Consider the following 19,793-nt stretch of genomic DNA (forward strand, 5'->3'; position numbering starts at 1 on the left):
CCCTTTCTTTATTTACTGAATATCTCTTTAAGGTGATTTTCAACATTTTTTCTGACAAACTCGTAATGTTCCTCTTCGTATTTATCTAAAACTTCAAAAATTTGTTTTTTCCTTTCTTCCAGCAAAACTCCATAAGAAATGTGGAAAAGCTGCTTAATCTCGGGTTTTAAAACAATACCAGGGTCTTCTAAATTTATATCTTCAGCAAAGTCCTTTTTGTCAATCAACACTTTATAAGCCTTCTTACTTTCTTCAAGGTTATAAAGGGCAATCTGGTAAAGCTCTTTAAAAAGTTCTTTGTCTTTTTCAAAAATCAAATTAATTGCCTGAAGCCAGCTCGTGCCAGAAGTTTTTATATGAAATTCTCTTTCAGTGACCTCGCTAAACACTCTGTAAATACTAAATTTATCACTTCCAGAATGAAGACTTAATTTATAACCTCCGAATACTTTAGTGAGGTAGTGATGTTTTTCCAACTCCCTTGCAAATTTATTCACATCGCCTATATAATCAATGGCTTTTTGAAATTCCCCGGGAAATTTAGGAGCCAAACTCCAGAAATCTATCCCCTTCTCATGCAGATATTCAGCAACAAATATGTGATCTTCCACTGTTGTATCTTTGTCTCCTTCGTCAATTGAAATCTCTAGGTCAAAATTTTTCACTTTATCTTTCAAAATACCATAGACTTTTTCTACAAAATCCATTGTTTTTTCATAGGTAAGAGCAGATTTGTACAATTCCTCTTCTGAAACTGTAAAAGCTTCTCCAGTGGGCATGACAAAACTTTTGTCTCTAAATTTTTCAATTATCCTCTTACTTGTAGTATTCAGCTTCTTTGCTTCTTCTTTTAACTGGGATTCTGTATAGTCCGAGAGTTTCACCAGCATATCGCTTAAATCAAGGGTATACATGGTATAACCGGCATCAATTGCCTCCATCAAATAATTTTCATCTTTTATGTGGTCACCGTCTGCGCCAAATTTCCCTGTATATCCTTCTTCCAGCACACCCAAAATCGCTTTTAAAATAGCCTCTTTGAAACTCCGATGGGTTTTCATAAGCTCTCTGGGAGATTGCTGAGCTAAAACAGGAAAGACATCGTAATTCTCTATTGCTCTAATATGAGCAGCAGTCACAAGCCCTAACCTATCGCCCATTCCAAAGGAGACTTTTTTATTACATGGAGATGGCGCAATACTAAACTTGTCTTTTAAAATTACAAAATTTTCATAAGTCAGCGGGTAGAGATTTAAATAATAGCCTATCTCTTTTAAATATTTCCTTTCGGTGAAATGGGGAGAAGAAAGTGTAAAATCCCCTTGTGTTAAAAGGCCAACGCTCTTTTCATTTGCCTTTTTTACAACAAAAATATAAATGTCTTCTGAAAGCTTTCTAAATGATTTTTCGTAAAAATAAAAACCTTCCCCTGAAAGATACTCAGCTATTTTGTTAATCATCTCCATCTTCCTTTCAAATATAATTACACTATTTCAATCTTCACATACTCTGTTAGCTGCTCCACTATTTCTCTGTTTTCCTCCCCTGCAGTTATTATCTTTTCAACGTCGTTAAAAGTAGCAAAAGATACCATGGCAACTTTACCAAATTTACTGCTGTCTGCAACCACAATCACTCTGCTGGCGGACCTTATCATTGCCTTTTTAGCTTCAGCCTCAAAAATGTCCGAAGTGGTTAGTCCTTTCTCTACAGATATGCCTCCAGTTCCTAAAAACAATATATCTATGTTGTACTTCCCTATGCAGTTTACAGTTTCAAAACCTACCATGGACTGATTGTCATGTTTTAGCTTGCCGCCAGTGATAAAAAGGTTAATTTCTGGATTGGTAGAAAGCTCCGTAGCAACATTTAAAGCATTGGTGATAACTGTGATGCCTTTTAAGCTCTTTATGGCTTTAGCTATGTGGTAAGTGGTGGAGCCTGCATCTAAAAATACGACATTTCCCTCTTTTATTTCTGCAACAGCTTTCGCAGCAATCCTTTGTTTTTCTTCTATGTGCTCTTTAAACCTTTTGACAAGGGGAGGAACCACTATGTTTTCTTTTAATACCGCACCACCGTAATTTCTCTCTATAAGCCCCTGTCTCTCAAGTTCTTCTAAATCTCTTCTTATTGTTTCATCCGATACATTGAATATTTCGCAGAGCTCTGATACCTTGACAGCTTTTTTCTTTAAGATGATTTCCTTAATCTTTTCCCTTCTCGTTGAAACAAGCATTTACACCCTCTCCTATGTTATAAGATGTTAAAATCCTAACATTATTTGTGGATTTTTATTGCTTTTATTATATTAGTTCTACACAAATCCAAAAAATCCTCCTTTATTTCTAAATTTTTTATTGGCTTTTATGGAATTTTTGGAGTTAAAAAAGGAATCCCAAAAGGGATCCCTACAGACTGTTGACAAAGTGCTTCTTATTTAAGTGGCATTTTGTGTTAATGCTCCGGAGTTGCAAAGCGACTAAACTAAGGCTCACTTTTCAGGCTCAGGCGGGGTACCGGCCAATTCGCCAAAAGGCTAAGAATCCGCTCGCTTCGCTCGCCCCGCCTTCGCTCCTCAAGTTTGCCAAGTTTAGTTACCGCTTTGACAACAAGTCGCATTTACACACAAAATGCCACTTCTTTATTTTGTCAACAAACGGGTCACTCGCTTATGCGAGTAGTCTACATTAGCTAATTTTTCCTCAAAATCATTTTTCTCAAATCTTCGATATAGGGCAATCTCAAAAATTGAGCTACTGAAAAATACACAATAATACCTATTAAAATTGATAAAGATAGATTTATCCACATATTAACATTAATTACCAACAATTTACTGTGGATAACTAACACAGCTACTCCCATAGCTAGAGAAGCAAAAAGAGGTTTTACAATCCAATTAGAAAGATCTATTTGCACCCGTGTAAGCTTTCTTAAATCTAGGAAATTTAAAACCAAAATGAGAGCATCTGCAAAGATAAAAGTATAAACATATCCAAAAAGCCTAAGAGAAGGTATAGAAGTCAGATAGTACATGCCAGTAATGCACACGATAAGCCATATCAGAGAATTTCGTAAGACTACTTGCTGTCTCCCTAAACCATGTAAAATACTAGCAACTACAGTTTCTAAAAACGCGAAAATACTGCCATACGAAACCACCCTTACAAAATCTCCTACCCCGGGGGAAGATGGATATAAAAGTCTGGATATTTCATCTGGAATAATTAGAAACAAGGTAATAGCGGGGAATGCCACTAAAGTAGTGTACCCTATAGCCTGATTAATTCTCAGACGCACTGCTTCCCATTTTTTTAAAGCTGCAGCTTCTGAAACTGCAGGAAGCACTGTTGTGGAAAGGCTTGAAGTTATTACAGCAGGCATATAAGCAAGAGGAATCGCCATGCCAAATAATTTCCCAAATTCAGCCATTGCTTCTCTGTGAGAAATTCCAGAAGCTACAAGCCGGGAAGGAATCAACAAAGATTCTACTAGATCTAGAGCATTCACAATCAATTTTGAAAGAGTTATTGGTATTGAAGTCAGTACCAACAGCTTTACAATGTAAAAACTACTCCATTCTTTCCCATCATTAGGCATCTCTCTTTCTATAATTTTTACCTCTCTTTTATAGAAAAAAATGTACATCAAAAAGCTTACAATTTCTCCAACAGAAATCCCAAAAATAGCTATAGCCACAAGATACTCAAGTTTTGCTCTGCTAAATAGCCTCAGAAGATATAAAGTTAGACAAACTCTTACAATCTGCTCTACGATCTCTGAAATAGAAGCCGGTATCATATTTATTACACCCTGAAAAAAACCTTTAAACACAGAAGAAGAAGTGACAATTACAAGAACAGGTGCAAAAATAAGAATTGAAAGATGAGTCCTCGGTTCATGAAGAAGCTTTTCCGCTATGAATTTAGCATTTAAGAATATAATGGCAAAGACCGAAAAAGCCACTATAAGGACTAAGAAAAAAGAGAGCCTCAAAATTTTAAATATATTTTTTTTGTTCCCTCTTGCTCTTTCTTCCGAAATAAAACGGGAAATGACTGACATAGTGCCAGAAGTTAAAAAAGTAATTGAAACAAAATAAATGGGTAGAACTAATTGATAAAGTCCTGTACCTTCAGGACCTAATATGTTGGATAAAATTATTCTAAAAACAAAACCTATACTCCTATCTATTACATGAGCAACTGTTAAGATAAAGGCGCCGCGAATAAAAGACCTTCCGGGCATAAATAAACACCTCATAATAGTTTATTCGCGGCACCTACATTATATGAAAAAACAAAAAATGCCGGCTTCTGCCGGCAGTAAAGGGGGATTAGGGGGAGAAATTTTTAATACACTTGAGGGGGGTTAAGACTTACACCTTATGGCTTCCTCTTACCAAAACGGCAGAGGCGTTTTCCGACAAATATTATGCAACATTTGATGAAAAATGTCAAGTTTTAATTTACATGAATTTTTCCCTGCAATTTTGTAATATTATAATTAAAAGCTAATAAAACATGCAAAGTAAACATTTTTTAAGACAAAAAAAGAATATTTATAAATGAAAAGGTTAAATCTTTTCCAAAAAAATTTTATCCCATCAAAAAATTTTTTAATTTTCTTTTTCAAAATACTTCATTACCGTCATCACATGCACAGCTATTCCTACTTTTATACATCTTTCATCTACATCAAATTTACTGCTGTGTAAGGGATTGTTTATGCCTTTTCCCCTGTTCCCACACCCTAATTTATAAAAAGTTCCAGGAACTCTTTGCAGGAAATAAGCAAAATCTTCTACCCCCATAGAAGGTGGAACTTCTACAACACCTTTTTCTCCTAAAATCATGCGAGCACTTTCTTTAACAAGGTCTGTAAATTTCACATCATTTATAAGAAGAGGATATCCTTTCATCCTTTTAAACTCGACTTCTCCCCCGTAAGAGTTTGCAATGTCTCTGCATATCTTTTCAACTGATTTTACTACCTCTTCTTTCATATTTTCTTCCAGAATCCTTATAATTCCCGACATATTGACTCTATCTGCTATTATATTTCTTGCATAGCCTCCATTTATAGTCCCAACCGTGATAACCAAAGGAGTAAGAGGATTTGTATTACGACTTACGATGGTCTGAATTGCGTTTATTATATTCGCTGATATCACAAGGGCATCTACTCCTTTGTGAGGTTGTGCTCCGTGAGAAGATTTACCTTTCACTACTATATCAAACATATCAGAAGCTGCATAAGCTTTTCCGTAGGTAATCCCTATTTGCCCAACCTCTACGTCAGGGTCCACATGAAGCCCTATTATTGCATCTACCTTAGGGTCTTCAAGAACCCCCTCTTCAATCATAGGAAGAGCCCCACCTGTTGTTTCTTCTGCTGGCTGAAAAATGAATTTCACATTTCCTTTAAGATTAACTCGCGATAAGACTTTTGCAGTAGCCATGAGAATGGCGGTATGAACATCATGTCCACAGGCATGCATCTTGCCGGGAATTTTTGATGCATATTCTACCTCATTTTCTTCCTGTATAGGAAGAGCATCCATGTCTGCCCTAATGGCTATTGTCTTTTTACCATCCCCTCTTAAAAGACCGACAACCCCAGTTTTCGCAATCCTCTTTACTTCTATGCCCAACTCTTTGAGATAGTTATAGACCATTTCCGAAGTTTTAATTTCTTCAAAACCCAATTCAGGATGCATATGTATTTTTCGTCTTAAATCTATTGCCTCTTTTTCAATTTTTTCAATTTCCTCTAAAATTTCCATGTTTCATCACCTTTCAGTATTTCTCGATATCCACAGTAAATACCTCATCAATTTCTCTACCAAGGAGCCTCTTAGCAATCGTTTTGAAATTTTTCTCATCGCCACTTACAAAAAACTCTATTTTGCCTCCCGTCGGATTCTCCATCCCTCTCTCTTTTACGTACTCCAATATCTCCTGGGATAATCCAATCGCAGGGTCTACCAGCTTTATTCCAACTCCTATTACTCTGTTTATCACTTCTATCATAAGGGGATAGTGAGTGCAACCAAGTATCAATGTATCTATCCCATATTCATTAAAGTCTCTAAGGCACTCTTTAGCAGCTTCATAGGCCAAAATAGAATTATAAAGCCCCTCTTCGATTAGCGGTACAAATTGAGGACAAGCTTTTTGATAAACTTCAATCACGGGATCTAAAGCCTTTATAGCATATTCATAACTCTTGCTTTCCACCGTTCTTGCTGTAGCAATCACTCCTACCTTTTTATTCCTTGTAGCTAAGATACCGCTTCTTGCTCCAGCTTTTAACACGTCAAAAAGCTTAATCTTATATTTTTCTTTATTAATAACCGCACAAGTGGTATTACAGGCTATTACGATAGCCTTTACATTTTTTTCTATCATAAAATTTATGATTTGACCTGCAAAAAGTTCTATTTCTTCTCTGCTTTTATCTCCGTATGGGACTCTTTTTGTATCTCCAAAATAAATGTAATTTTCCTTTGGCAAAACTTCTATAAGCCTTTTTAATACGGTTAAACCTCCAACCCCTGAATCAAAAATTCCTATAGGCCGTGAATCCATCTAACCACATCCTAACCCAATGTTTTGTAAGGTTTTAGTATGTAAAGAGAAACTCTCTTACTCAACTCTACCACTTTCACATCCTTGAAGTTCTCTTTCAATTCTCTTTCTACTTCTTCTACAAAATTGAAATAATCTCCTCCTTCAAGCCACTCTACGAAAGCAGTTAAAAAGTCTTTGTTTTTATGATAATCGTGAAGTATCACGTAATTTTTCGTTACTCTTGACATCTCTTTATATAATATTTCTCTTTCCTCCTTCTTAATACCATGAGCCACATAGGAAGCTATAGAAATATCAAAAAAATCATCTTCAAAAGGGAACTTCTCTCCCGGTTCTATTTTGTAGGCTTTTATATCCATGCCCCTTAACCGCTTTAAAGCCTGCTCAAGCATTCCTTTCGAGACTTCAATCCCATAAGTTTCAAAACCGGCCTCCTTCAAGACATAACATAAAGGGCCTGTGCCACAGCCTACATCTAAAACTCTTCTATAATCTTTAAGGGGCAGGTGTTTTTTGAGAATTTCCAGCACTTTTCTGTAATAAGCAACTTGAGAATTGAAAAACCATGCATATACCGGAGAAATAGTATCAAAAAGCTTGACATGGCTATTAGACATTTTTATCACCGCCTTAATCCACTTAACACCTATTATACCATAAAAATTGCCGGGCTAGTACCCGGCTCCTATATCCTTTCTGTAATGCATCCCTTCAAAATGTATTTTTTCGATTTCCCTATACACTATTTTTCTCGCCTCTTCATACGAGTTCCCCAGTGCCGTAATTCCCAAAACTCTTCCTCCAGAAGTCACAATTTTATCTCCCTTTAAAGCAGTTCCGGAATGATACACAAAAGCTTCTCTAATTTTTTCTAACCCACTTATTTCAAAGCCTTTTTTATATTCTAATGGATATCCTTGAGAAGAAATTATAACACATACTGCTTTTTTATCCTCCCACTCAAGCTTTAGCTCGTTAAGCTTACCGTCCAGCGTAGCTTCTATCACCTCTAAAAGATCTGTCTTTAAAAGAGGGAGCACTACCTGCGTCTCGGGATCTCCAAATCTCGCGTTAAATTCTAAAACCTTTGGCCCTTCTTTGGTAAGCATTAAACCAGCATATAAAACACCTTTATATACAATTCCTTCTTCCTTCATGCCAGATACTACTGGCTTTAAGATCTTTTCTTCAACTTCCTTGAAGGTTTTCTCGTCTATATGAGGATTCGGAGCAATACTCCCCATCCCTCCAGTGTTTGGCCCCTCATCTTTATCATACACTTTCTTATAATCCATAGCAGTCATCATTGTTAAAATATTCTCACCATCTACAATCGCAAAGAAAGAAGCCTCCTTGCCAAATAGCATTTCTTCTATGATCACTGTATCTCCTGACGTCCCAAAAATCTTCTTTTTCATCATGAGGTCCAGCACTTCTTTTGCTTCTATAAAATCTCTTACTATAAAAACTCCTTTTCCCTGGGCCAACCCATCCGCCTTCATCACAACAGGATACCATGTCTTTTCTAAAAATTCTAAAGCCTCTTTGTATTTGCAAAATGCCTTGAATCTTGCTATGGGTATATTATATTTTTCCATCAATTTTTTTGCAAAATACTTACTTCCTTCAATCATTGCTGCTTTTTTATTAGGCCCAAAGATCCTGAGTCCAACTTTTTCAAACTCATCCACAATTCCCTCTACTAAAGGTAGCTCTGGCCCTACCACCGTTAAGTCTATCTTGTTTGCCAATGCAAATTCTTTGAGCTTTTCTATCTCGTTCACACCTATGTCGATACATTCTGCCATCTGAGCAATTCCTGCATTGCCAGGAGCACAGTAGATCTTTTCCACTCTTCTACTATTTGAAAGCTTATGAACAATAGCGTGTTCCCTTCCACCTCCACCAACTACTAATATCTTCAAGCGTCTCACCCCCCTCAATGTTTAAAATGCCTTATACCACTAAATACCATGGCAATTCCTGCTCTGTTTGCAGCTTCAATAGAAAGTTCATCATTTAAAGAACCTCCCGGCTGAATTATTGCAGTAATGCCTGCTTTAGCAGCTGTTTCTACCACGTCAGGAAAAGGAAAGAAAGCATCGGACGCCAGAACACTTCCTTTAGCCTTTTCTCCTGCCTGGCTTATCGACTGCTCGGTAGGCCAAATCCTGTTTGTCTGTCCTACCCCTATACCTACTGTTACTCCTTTCTTAGCAATCACTATAGCATTTGACTTTACATGCTTTACCACCTTAAAGCCAAATATCAGATCTTTCATTTCCTCTTCTGTCGGAGACCTCTTCGTTACCACTTTTAAGTCATTTTCATTAAAAAGTAGTTCGTCTTTTTCTTGAATTAAAATTCCACCTTCCACCTTCTTAATATCAAACTCTCTATAATAACCCTCTTTCAACTTAAGTACCCTCAAATTTTTCTTGCTTTTTAATATATCTAAGGCTTCTTCCTCATAGTCTGGAGCTATAACAATCTCCAAAAAGATTTTTACAAGCTCCTTTGCAGTATTTACATCGACTTTCCTATTAAAAGCTACAATTCCCCCAAAAATCGACACAGGGTCCGCTTCATAGACTTTAAGATAAGCTTCGTATGAATTCTTACCAATAGCTACTCCACAAGGATTTGTGTGCTTTATGGCTACTGCTGCCGGTTCATCAAATTCCCTCAAAAGCTCTATTGCTGCATTTGCATCGTTTATGTTGTTGAAAGAAAGCTCCTTTCCATTCAGTTTAATACATTCTGAAATACCGTAAGCTTTGATAGGATGTCTGTAAAAGGCAGCTTTCTGATGGGGATTCTCTCCATATCTTAGGTCCTGTACCTTCTCGTAGGCAAGGGTGACAATCGAAGGAAATTCTATTCCGATTCTTCCCCTAAAATACTCAGATATTAAAGCATCATAAAAAGCCGTATGCTCAAATGCTTTAGCTGCCAGGTAAAATCTGGTTTCTTCTTTTGTATCTCCATAAACTTCTATCTCCTCAATTACCTTATGGTAATCTGAAGGGTCCACCACTACAGTGACATATTTATAGTTCTTAGCCGCCGCTCTTATCATTGCGGGTCCACCTATGTCTATATTTTCAATGGCTTCTTGATGCTCGAAGTTTTCCCTGGAAATAGTCTCTTTGAAGGGATACAAATTTACAACAACCAAGTCTATAGGTTTAATGCCATGATTTTCAAGGTCTTTTTTATGTCCCTCCTTGTCCCTTATAGCAAGTATGCCCCCATGAATTTTGGGATGCAGTGTCTTCACTCTGCCTTCCATGATTTCTGGGAAATTCGTGATTTCGGAAACCTTTATTACTTTTACTTCGTTTTGCTTGAGAAGGTCATAAGTGCCGCCCGTTGAAATTATTTCATAGCCAAGATTTTCAAGTTTTTTTGCAAATTCCACTACTCCATCTTTTTTCCAGACACTTATCAGCGCCCTTTTACTCACATCATCGCCTCCCTATCGAGTATCTTAACTTTTCTTCCCTCTACCTTTAGTTTCCCTTCAACAAAGAGCTTAACTGCATAAGGCAAAACCCTGTGTTCCACCTCTAAAACTTTTTTTGCTATTGTCTCAGGAGTGTCTTCATCTTCTATTTTCACAACTTCTTGTAAAATAATCGGCCCTGTATCCGCCCCTTTGTCCACAAAATGGACAGTACACCCTGTATATTTTACTCCATAATCGTAAACCGCTTGGTGCACCTTCATTCCATAAAAGCCCTTCCCGCAGAAGGCAGGTATGAGGGAAGGATGTATATTTATTATCTTGTTTGGAAACCTCTCTACAATCTCTTCACTTAAAATCGTTAAAAAACCAGCAAGAATTATTCCATCGGGATCTAATTTTTCAAGAATTGATAGAAGTTTTTTAAAAAACCTGTCTTTTAATTCTTTTTTGGGAAGACAATAGGCAGGAATCCCGTGTTTTTTAGCCCTTTCTAAAGCGTAAGCCTCTTTTTTATCGCTTATTACTCCTACTATTTCAGCCTTTATGTAGCCTTTTTCGATGGCATCGATTATTGACTGCAGGTCTGTACCATTTCCCGATGCCATCACCACAAGTCTCATAAAAGCACACCGTCCTCCCCTTTGACAATCTCCCCTATCACAAAAGCTTTTTCCCCTGCCTCATCAAGCCTTCTTAAAGCCAAACTAACTTCCTGTCTGTCCACAACAATGATCATTCCTATGCCCATGTTAAAAGTCCGATACATTTCCTCTTCTTCAATGTTTCCAAGCTTTCTTATCAAATTAAAGATGACAGGTACTTCCCAACTTTCCTTATTTATTTTTGCAGACAAACCCCTCGCTAAAATTCTTGGTATATTCTCAATAAAACCTCCCCCTGTTATATGAGCCATTCCTTTAACTTTCAACCCTTTTAAGGTTGCAACAGATTTCACATATATTTTCGTAGGAGTTAAAAGTTCTTCTCCCAATGTTTTACCGAGGTCTGGTACATAAGTTTCAACTGACAGTTTATTTTCCTCAAAAAAAACCTTCCTCACAAGTGAATATCCATTGCTGTGAAGTCCAGAAGAAGAAAGCCCTATTATGACATCTCCTTCTTTTATTGAAGAAGTATCTATTATTTCCTCTTTTTCCACTATTCCAACACAAAACCCTGCAAGGTCATATTCTCCTTCTTTATAAAACCCTGGAAGTTCGGCTGTTTCTCCACCAATCAAGCTACATTCAGCTATTTGGCACCCCTCTGTTATCCCTTTTATCACTTCTATTGCTTTTTCACTTTTAAGTTTGCCAGTAGCAAAGTAATCTAAGAAAAAGAGGGGTTTTGCTCCGACCACAATTACATCATTCACACACATAGCTACCAGGTCTATGCCAATAGTATCGTGTTTGTCCATCATAAAGGCTATCTTAAGTTTTGTCCCAACCCCGTCCGTACTGGACACTATCACCGGGCTTTTGTAATTTTTTATCTCATAAAGTGCTGCAAATCCACCAATCCCTTGTAAGACTCCATCTTTTAAGGTTTTTTCTGCAAAAGGTTTTATCATTTTCACAAACTTATTCCCTTCAGCAATATTTACTCCTGCATCTTTATACTTCATAATTATACACCTGCTCTTTTATTTTTTCTAAAGGATAGTTGCCATCAAAACATCCCGTGCATATGGAATTAAATCCCAAACTCCTCTTGAGTCCTTCAATGCTCAAAAAATAGAGGCTGTCAGCTCCTATGGCTCTTCTTATTTCTTCTACTGACATCTTAGCTCCAATTAGTTCTTTTCGCGAAGGAGTATCTATCCCAAAATAACAAGGATATTTAACTGGTGGCGAACTTATTCTCACATGTACTTCTTTTGCTCCACCGTCCTTCAGCAAAGATACTAGCCTTTTCATGGTGGTTCCCCTCACTATTGAGTCATCTATGAGCACCACCCTTTTCCCCTTAACAAGCTCTTTTAGCACATTTAATTTTATCTTAACTCCTATTTCTCTTTCTTTTTGGTCTGGAGCAATGAAAGTTCTCCCGATGTACTTGTTTTTTATAAGGCCATCTCCAATTGGTATGCCGGATTCGATAGAGTATCCTCTAGCAGCAGCAACACCAGAATCCGGAACGGGTACCACAAGGTCCGCCTCCAGCGGAGATTCTCTTGCCAGCATCTTGCCCATTTCCAGCCTTGCAAAATAAACATTTCTTCCTTCCATTATGCTGTCGGGTCTCGCAAAGTAGATATACTCAAATACACAGGGCATCTTTTTCTCCGAAACCTCATCTTTATAGGAAGTGAGTCCATTTTCATCAATTACCACAATTTCTCCTGGCTCCACATCCCTTATAAGTTCTGCTCCAATCACATCAAAAGCACAAGACTCCGATGAAATGAAGTAAGTATCTTCTTTCTTTCCTATGCACAAAGGCCTTATACCATGAAAATCTCTTACTCCTATTAGTTTACGGTCTGTCATAATCACCAAAGAATACGAACCTTCAATTTCTCTCATAGACTCTTTTATGGCTTGTATCAACCCTTTGTGAAAATTTTTAGCTATGAGGTGGAGTATTATTTCTGTATCGCTGGTGGTCTGAAAAATTCGCCCTTCCTCTTCAAGACTTATTCTTAACTCCTCTGCATTCACCAGATTCCCATTGTGAGCTATTGCCATATACTCCCTTCTAAAATTGGCAACAAGGGGCTGAGCATTGACAATCCCCTTGCTGCCCGCCGTTGAATACCTTACATGCCCTATGCCGAGTCTGCCCTCAAGTGCTTTTAGATTTTCTTTGGCAAATACTTCTGTTACAAGTCCAAGGCCTTTTATGAAATTCACTTTTTCTCCATTGTATACAGCAATTCCAGCACTTTCCTGACCTCTGTGCTGAAGCGCTTGAAGTCCATAGTAAATATAAGAAACTACTGAAGAAGAAAAACTAAAAGCCCCAAAAACACCGCATTCTTCCCTTAACTTTTTTCCAATTCCCATTTTATTCTCCCTCTCCAGGCCTTTTCTATTTCTTCTAACCGAAGGTCTATAACTTTTTTACCATTTATCTCGATCATCATCCTGTCCCCTCCTACAATTCCTATTTTTTGAACGGGTATCCCATACTTCTCTATTAACTTTAATGCATTCTCTAATTTATCAGGTTTTAAACTCACTACTGCCCTAGATTGAGATTCAGAAAACAATTCTAAATCCTCCCTTAAAGAAGTAGTGAGAGATACTCTTGCACCTTTCCCTCCGGAAAGAGCACATTCCATAAGTGTTACAGCCAATCCCCCTTCTGAAATATCGTGAGCAGACTCAATAAGCCCTTTATTTATAAGCTCGATTATACACTCATGAAGCTTCTTTTCTCTTTCAAAATCTAGCTGTGGAGGATTACCTTTTACAATTCCGAAATTAACTTTTAGATATTCACTTCCTCCAATCTCTCCCCTGTTTTCTCCTAAAACGAGAACAAGGTCCCCTTCGCTTTTGAAGTCCATTGTGCAAATCTTTGATATATCTTCTACAATGCCAGCCATACCTATTATAGGGGTTGGATATATGGGCCCTTTTTCTGTTTCGTTATAAAGGCTGACATTTCCACTTACAACCGGAAGCCCAAGTTCTTCACAGGCTTTTGCAATTCCTATTATAGAATTTTTAAGCTGCCAGTACATCTCTTCTTTTTCAGGATTTCCAAAATTCAAGCCGTCTGTAACACCTATAGGAATAGCCCCTACCATTGTGAGATTTCTTGCTGCCTCTGCCACTGCTATCTGAGAACCAATGTAAGGGTCTAAATAACAGTAACGACCATTGCCATCTGTTGTAAAAGCAATTCCTTTATTCGTTCCATCTATTCTCACCACTCCTGCATCCATTCCCGGACCAATTACTACAGCAGGATTACTTTCAAATTGGCCATAAATCCATTCCTTGCTGCAGATATTCAGTGAAGTCAGTAACTTTTTCAAAACTTCATTAAAATCCTCTGGCATAGGTAGTTTTTCCACTTTAAGACTGTTTAAATCTTTCTGCCATGAAGGGACTTTTTCCTCCCTTATATACTGGGGAGCCTCTGTCAGAGACTTCGCTGGCACTTCCGCTACTATTTCACCTTCTTTTAAAACCCTTATCATTCCATCTTCGGTGACTTTGCCTATAACTGAAAAATTAACTCCCCACTTTTTAAAAATGTCCTCTACTTCTTCTCTTCTATTTTTATCTATGACCATAAGCATCCTTTCCTGCGTCTCGGAAAGCATTATTTCAAAAGGAGTCATCCCATCCTCTGCAAGAGGTACACTGTCAAGGTTAATCTCCATGCCTACTCCTCCTCTTGCAGCCATTTCGCTAGAAGAGGAAGTCAAACCCGCTGCCCCCATGTCCTGTACTGCCACAACAGCTCCTGTTTCAAAAGCTTCTAAACATGCCTCCATCAACAATTTTTCTAACCCAGCATCACCTTTTGGAACAGAGGAATCCCTCTTTCCCTCTTCTAACTGTTGTGAAGCAAAGCTCGCTCCTCCTACCCCATCTCTTCCTGTCCTGGCACCTACCAGTACAACTAAATTTCCTATTCCTTCTGCTCTTCCTTTCTGTATCTTCTCTTTCTCTACTATACCTGCGCACATAGCATTTACCAGCGGGTTTCCACTATAACTTTCCTCAAAATACGTCTCTCCTCCTACAGTGGGAATTCCTACCTCGTTGCCGTAATAAGCCAGGCCTTTCACTACTTCTTGAAGAAGGAACTTTACTTTTTCATCATTAAGTTCTCCAAATCTAAGTGAAGAAAGAAGAGCAATAGGACGTGCCCCCATTGTAAATATATCCCTTATTATACCTCCTGCTCCAGTGGCAGCACCATTGTATGGATCAACAGCAGAAGGATGATTATGACTTTCAATCTTCATCACAAGGGCAAGTCCATCCCCAATGTCCAAAATTCCTGCATTTTCTCCCGGCCCTTGTATAACCCTTTCTCCTCTTGTAGGAAGATACTTCAACAAAGGCTTTGAATTCTTATAAGAGCAATGTTCAGACCACATAGCGCTGTACATTCCAAGTTCTGTAAGATTGGGTTCTCTCCCCAAGTCTTCAACTATCTTTCTGTACTCCTCATCTGTGAGTCCCAATTTAATCCAGATTTTTTCTTCCATTTTAACACTCCCTTTTAAGTTAAAATTTTCTAAACCTCTTACTTTTCAAGTCTTTTTAAGATTTCGAAATACGCCTCTTCTACTTGACCCAAATCCCTTCTAAACCTGTCTTTATCAAGTTTTTTCATGGTATCCTTATCCCACAACCTGCAGGTATCAGGCGAGATTTCATCTGCCAATAAGATTTTTCCTTCTTTTTTCCCAAACTCCAGTTTAAAATCCACGAGTATTATATCTCTTTTCAAAAAATACTCTGACAACAGGTCGTTTATCGTAAATGCCATTTCCTTTATTTTCGAAACTTCTTGCTCTGTAGCCAGCTCTAAAGCAGCAATGTGATATTCATTTATCATTGGATCTCCTAATTCATCACTTTTATAGCAAAATTCAAGCACAGGCTTTTTAAATTTGATCCCCTCTGTAAGCCCTAATCTCTTGCAAATGCTCCCTGCTGCATAATTTCTGATGATTACTTCAATAGGAAATATATCCACCATTTTAACAAGCATTTCTCTATCTCCAAGCCTTTTTATATAGTGAGTTTCAATTCCGTTCTTTTCTAGAAATTCAAACAGTATCGCTGAAACTTTATTGTTTACCATCCCTTTCCCTTCTATTATTCCTCTTTTTTTGCCATCAAAAGCTGTAGCTTCATCTTTGTACTCTATTATGTACACCCCTTGCTCATCTGTTTTGTACAACCTCTTTGCCTTCCCTTCATAAACCATCTCTCTTTTCTCCATTTCACTTCCTCCTCGTTAATTATTTGACATCCTACCTTCTTTTTCTTTCCCAAGGCAATTTTCACTGGCAAATTACTCTTGACTATTTAATACTTCCTGAGCCATTCTTTCTCTATACTCTGCAAGTCTTTCTCTAAGATAAGGGTATTTTAAAGAAAGGATGTGACATGCTAAAAGAGCGGCATTTTCAGCACCATCTATGGCAACCGTAGCAACGGGAATACCTTTAGGCATTTGAACTATGGAAAGAAGGGAGTCAAGCCCATCAAGAGTAGAAGATTTTATTGGCAGACCAATTACAGGAAGCAACGTATAAGACGCAATCACCCCTGGTAGATGAGCAGCTTTTCCCGCTGCTGCTATTATAAGGTCATAATACTTTTCTGCCTCTACCGCAAATTCCTGCGTCTCAAAAGGCGTTCGATGTGCAGAAAGGACCTTTAGTTCATAAGAAATCTCAAACTCTTCTAAAATATCTATGCATCTTTTAATAATTGGAAGGTCCGACTTACTCCCTACCACCACTGCCACCTTTGGCATTTTTTACTCCTCCTCTGAAATTGATGAATAAGAGGGGATACCCCCCTCTCATCTTAAAATAAAGTTTATGGCAAAAGCAAAAGCGATCACATACATCATCCAGTGGATTTCTTTATACCGCCCTGATAATAGTTTAACCAGCGTATAAGAAATAAATCCCAATCCCAAACCCGTCGCTATACTATAAGTAAGGGGCATCCCCACTATAGTGATAAAAGCAGGAAAGGCTTCTGTAAAGTCATCAAAGTTTATGTGTACTATTTCCGTCATCATCAAAGCTCCCACTATTACCAGAGCAGGAGCAGTAGCAAATGCTGGAACCAATCCTACCAGTGGAGCTATGAAAAGGGCTAACAGGAAAAATACCGCTACTGTAATACCTGTCAATCCCGTTTTTCCTCCTTCTGCAATTCCCGCAGCGCTTTCAATATATGAGGTTACAGTACATGTACCCAAAATTGGAGAAATCATCGTCCCAATGGAATCAGAAATAAAAGCTCTTCCCAAAGCAGGAGGTTCTCCTTTTTCTTCAAGCAATCCTGCTTTTTTAAGGAGCCCCATCAGGGTACCCATATTGTCAAAAAGCTCAACTATTGTAAAAGTAAAGATTATGTTTAAAAGTCCATAATGGAACGCTCCTATGATGTCGAGTTTCCCAAATGTAGGAGCAAGGCTTGGTATACTAAAGCTTATTACATCACTTAAACTTTTAGGAAGGGGTGAAACGCCAAATATCATGGCTACTACTGTAGTAGTTAAAATTGATATTATTAAAGCGCCTCTAACACCTCTTGATATCAAAACGGCTGCCAGTATGAGTCCAAAAATAGAAAGTAAAGTCTCTGGCTTTAAAATATGCCCAAAAGCTACAAGTGTAGCATCAGATTTTACAACTATTCCCGCGTTTATAAGTCCTATAAAAGCTATGAAAAGTCCTATCCCCACAGGAATGGCTGCCCTCAATGAAGAAGGTACAGCTTCTATTATCCAGCTTCTTATTCTGGTGACAGTAAGAATTAAAAAGACCACTCCTGAAAAAAACACTGCTCCTAACGCCACGGTCCAGTGAAGTCCAAACTGTTTAACCACTGTATAAGTAAAGAAAGCATTTAAACCCATACCGGGAGCCACTGCGATAGGATAATTTGCAAGAAGTGCCATAAGAGTAGTAGCAATCGCAGAAGACCATATAGTAGCAGCTATTGCCGCCTCTTTCGGAATTCCCGCTTCGCTTAAAATTTGCGGATTTACAAAAATTATATAAGCTAAAGTAATGAAAGTAGTAGCACCTGCTAAAATTTCTGTCTTGACATCTGTACTTCTTTCCTGCAATCTAAATATCCTTTCAATTAGACCGTTTGTTTTTGGATGATTGTTTTTCATTTAGTGTCCTCCTTTTGTAGATTTTTGGAAAAATTAAAGCCCGGCAAGAATAGAGTGAAACCTATCCTCCCGGGCTTTTATCCCTTAGGTGTGGTATGTGGAAAATCCACATACCTGTACCGCTCGGACCAAGCACCCTTTAAGGGCTGGAACCCTAGGTACACTTTCACTCATAGTCGAACAATTTACGGTTGTTCGGTAGAGACTCCCAAGCCATATCCTTGGGATTATATGAGCGCATATATTAAGTTTTCTAGTTACATCTTATCAAACTGCAAACAAAAAGTCAAGAGTAAATCCGAATTTTTTATAAAATTTAAATTTTAACGTTCGTATTATTCCCACTCTATCGTAGCCGGTGGTTTTGATGTTATATCGTAAAGTACCCTGTTGACACCAGGCACTTCATTTGTAATGCTTGTAGATATGCTTTCTAAAACTTCATAGGGAAGCTTTGTCCAATCTGCTGTCATACCATCCACGCTATCTACAACCCTCAGTATAATCGCATACCCGTAGGTTCTCTCGTCCCCCATTACCCCCACACTCTTTATACCAGGCAAAATAGCAAAAGATTGCCATACTTTATTATACCATCCAAACCTTTTCATCTCCCGTTGAACTATGCTGTCAGCGAGCCTTAAAATTTCCAGTTTCTCTTCCGTAACCTCTCCTACAATCCTAACCGCCAATCCTGGTCCCGGGAAAGGCTGTCTATAAAGTATCTCGTCTGGAATCCCCAGTTCTTTTCCTACCTGCCTTACTTCATCCTTAAACAACATTCTTAGAGGTTCAATGAGCTCGAATCCAATGTTTTCGGGAAGTCCTCCCACATTGTGATGGCTTTTTATAGTGGATGAAATCCCATGACCACTTTCAATTACATCTGGATACAATGTCCCCTGCACTAAAAATTTTACATCGCCGATTTTCAAAGCTTCCTCTTTAAAGACCTCTATGAAAACATTTCCAATTATCTTCCTTTTTTCCTCCGGGTCAGTGACTCCTTTAAGCCTTGATAAAAATTTATCCTTTGCATCTACCCGTATTATGTTCATGTCGTAATTTTTTCTAAAAGTTTCAATAACCATATCCCCTTCATTAGCTCTAAGAAGCCCTGTATCTACAAATATGCATACAAGCTGGTCATGTATGGCTCTATCCACAAGAACAGCAGCAACAGCCGAATCTACTCCTCCAGAAAGGGCACAAACAGCTTTATGATTACCTACTCTAGCTCGTACTTCTTTTACCGTCTGCTCTATTAAAGATTCCATCGTCCAATCGGCAGAACAGTCGCAAACCTCAAAAAGGAAATTCCGTATTATTTCTGTGCCCCTGTGGGTATGAGAAACTTCTGGATGAAACTGAACACCATATAGTTTTTTTTCTACATTGGCAATCGCCGCAATCGGACAGTTGTCGGTAGAAGCTACAACCTTAAAACCTGGAGGAGGAAGTTCAATCTGATCTGTGTGGCTCATCCATACGATAGTATCTCTCTCTATACCTTTAAAAAGGGGAATTGTATTGTTTATCACGACCTCCGTCTTTCCGTACTCCCTCACAGGAGCTGGTGCAACCCTACCGCCTAAAAGTTCGGTCATAAGCTGCGCACCATAGCATATGCCCAAAACAGGATATCCAAGCTCAAATATCTCTTTATCACACTTGGGAGCATTCTTTACATATACGCTTGACGGCCCTCCTGAAAGCACAATCCCCTTGGGATCTATTTTCTTTACTTCCTCCGGAGGAATGTCATAGGGTACAATTTCACAATACACATTAGCCTCCCTTATCCTTCTTGCAATAAGCTGGGTATATTGGCCTCCAAAGTCCAAAATCAAGATGGTTTCACGCTTAATCCCCATCAAAGTATCCTC

General features: G+C 38.2%; 16 protein-coding genes and 1 riboswitch. All 16 genes read right to left on the reverse strand.

Annotated features, from left to right (window positions below; all coding sequences use genetic code 11):
- Nucleotides 1–8 precede the first annotated feature (8 nt).
- On the reverse strand, nucleotides 9–1,460 hold the full coding sequence (locus tag ACPLVE_RS03160; RefSeq protein ID WP_424609751.1) for a tagaturonate epimerase family protein: 1,452 nt from the start codon (nucleotides 1,458–1,460) through the stop codon (nucleotides 9–11).
- Nucleotides 1,461–1,483: 23 nt separating this feature from the next.
- Complete coding sequence (locus ACPLVE_RS03165) at nucleotides 1,484–2,239, reverse strand: DeoR/GlpR family DNA-binding transcription regulator (RefSeq protein WP_424609753.1); 756 nt, start codon at nucleotides 2,237–2,239, stop codon at nucleotides 1,484–1,486.
- Nucleotides 2,240–2,694: 455 nt separating this feature from the next.
- Complete coding sequence (gene spoVB, locus ACPLVE_RS03170) at nucleotides 2,695–4,251, reverse strand: stage V sporulation protein B (protein ID WP_424609755.1); 1,557 nt, start codon at nucleotides 4,249–4,251, stop codon at nucleotides 2,695–2,697.
- A 370-nt stretch (nucleotides 4,252–4,621) separates the two neighbouring features.
- Nucleotides 4,622–5,788 (reverse strand): M20 metallopeptidase family protein, encoded by a 1,167-nt coding sequence (locus ACPLVE_RS03175; RefSeq protein WP_424609757.1) that lies wholly within the window; start codon nucleotides 5,786–5,788, stop codon nucleotides 4,622–4,624.
- A gap of 13 nt (nucleotides 5,789–5,801) precedes the next feature.
- The gene (gene murI, locus ACPLVE_RS03180; RefSeq protein ID WP_424609759.1) at nucleotides 5,802–6,593 is read right to left on the reverse strand and encodes a glutamate racemase; all 792 of its coding nucleotides are present in this window, start codon (nucleotides 6,591–6,593) and stop codon (nucleotides 5,802–5,804) included.
- Between the two features lie 11 nt (nucleotides 6,594–6,604).
- Nucleotides 6,605–7,213, reverse strand: a complete 609-nt coding sequence (locus ACPLVE_RS03185; protein WP_424609760.1) for a class I SAM-dependent methyltransferase — start codon at nucleotides 7,211–7,213, stop codon at nucleotides 6,605–6,607.
- A 54-nt stretch (nucleotides 7,214–7,267) separates the two neighbouring features.
- Entirely contained in the window at nucleotides 7,268–8,521 is a 1,254-nt protein-coding gene (purD, locus tag ACPLVE_RS03190) for a phosphoribosylamine--glycine ligase (RefSeq protein ID WP_424609762.1), read from the reverse strand.
- Nucleotides 8,522–8,535: 14 nt separating this feature from the next.
- Complete coding sequence (purH, locus tag ACPLVE_RS03195; RefSeq protein ID WP_424609764.1) at nucleotides 8,536–10,062, reverse strand: bifunctional phosphoribosylaminoimidazolecarboxamide formyltransferase/IMP cyclohydrolase; 1,527 nt, start codon at nucleotides 10,060–10,062, stop codon at nucleotides 8,536–8,538.
- The gene (gene purN / locus ACPLVE_RS03200; RefSeq protein WP_424609766.1) at nucleotides 10,059–10,685 is read right to left on the reverse strand and encodes a phosphoribosylglycinamide formyltransferase; all 627 of its coding nucleotides are present in this window, start codon (nucleotides 10,683–10,685) and stop codon (nucleotides 10,059–10,061) included. The genes purH and purN overlap by 4 nt, the downstream gene beginning before the upstream one ends.
- Complete coding sequence (gene purM / locus ACPLVE_RS03205) at nucleotides 10,682–11,692, reverse strand: phosphoribosylformylglycinamidine cyclo-ligase (protein WP_424609767.1); 1,011 nt, start codon at nucleotides 11,690–11,692, stop codon at nucleotides 10,682–10,684. The genes purN and purM overlap by 4 nt, the downstream gene beginning before the upstream one ends.
- Nucleotides 11,682–13,073 (reverse strand): amidophosphoribosyltransferase, encoded by a 1,392-nt coding sequence (gene purF, locus ACPLVE_RS03210; protein ID WP_424609769.1) that lies wholly within the window; start codon nucleotides 13,071–13,073, stop codon nucleotides 11,682–11,684. The genes purM and purF overlap by 11 nt, the downstream gene beginning before the upstream one ends.
- On the reverse strand, nucleotides 13,052–15,241 hold the full coding sequence (gene purL / locus ACPLVE_RS03215; protein WP_424609771.1) for a phosphoribosylformylglycinamidine synthase subunit PurL: 2,190 nt from the start codon (nucleotides 15,239–15,241) through the stop codon (nucleotides 13,052–13,054). Before purL ends, purF begins: the two co-directional genes overlap by 22 nt.
- Before the next feature lie 38 nt (nucleotides 15,242–15,279).
- Nucleotides 15,280–15,984 (reverse strand): phosphoribosylaminoimidazolesuccinocarboxamide synthase, encoded by a 705-nt coding sequence (gene purC / locus ACPLVE_RS03220; protein ID WP_424609773.1) that lies wholly within the window; start codon nucleotides 15,982–15,984, stop codon nucleotides 15,280–15,282.
- A 72-nt stretch (nucleotides 15,985–16,056) separates the two neighbouring features.
- Nucleotides 16,057–16,524, reverse strand: coding sequence for a 5-(carboxyamino)imidazole ribonucleotide mutase (gene purE / locus ACPLVE_RS03225; protein WP_424609775.1), 468 nt, complete (start codon nucleotides 16,522–16,524; stop codon nucleotides 16,057–16,059).
- Nucleotides 16,525–16,572: 48 nt separating this feature from the next.
- Nucleotides 16,573–17,907 (reverse strand): NCS2 family permease, encoded by a 1,335-nt coding sequence (locus ACPLVE_RS03230; RefSeq protein WP_424609776.1) that lies wholly within the window; start codon nucleotides 17,905–17,907, stop codon nucleotides 16,573–16,575.
- A 153-nt stretch (nucleotides 17,908–18,060) separates the two neighbouring features.
- Nucleotides 18,061–18,162, reverse strand: a riboswitch (purine riboswitch).
- A gap of 80 nt (nucleotides 18,163–18,242) precedes the next feature.
- Nucleotides 18,243–19,781, reverse strand: a complete 1,539-nt coding sequence (gene guaA / locus ACPLVE_RS03235) for a glutamine-hydrolyzing GMP synthase (protein ID WP_424609778.1) — start codon at nucleotides 19,779–19,781, stop codon at nucleotides 18,243–18,245.
- Nucleotides 19,782–19,793: the final 12 nt, after the last annotated feature.

The sequence above is a fragment of the Caldanaerobacter sp. genome, assembly GCF_049701115.1.
GTDB lineage: Bacteria > Bacillota > Thermoanaerobacteria > Thermoanaerobacterales > Thermoanaerobacteraceae > Thermoanaerobacter.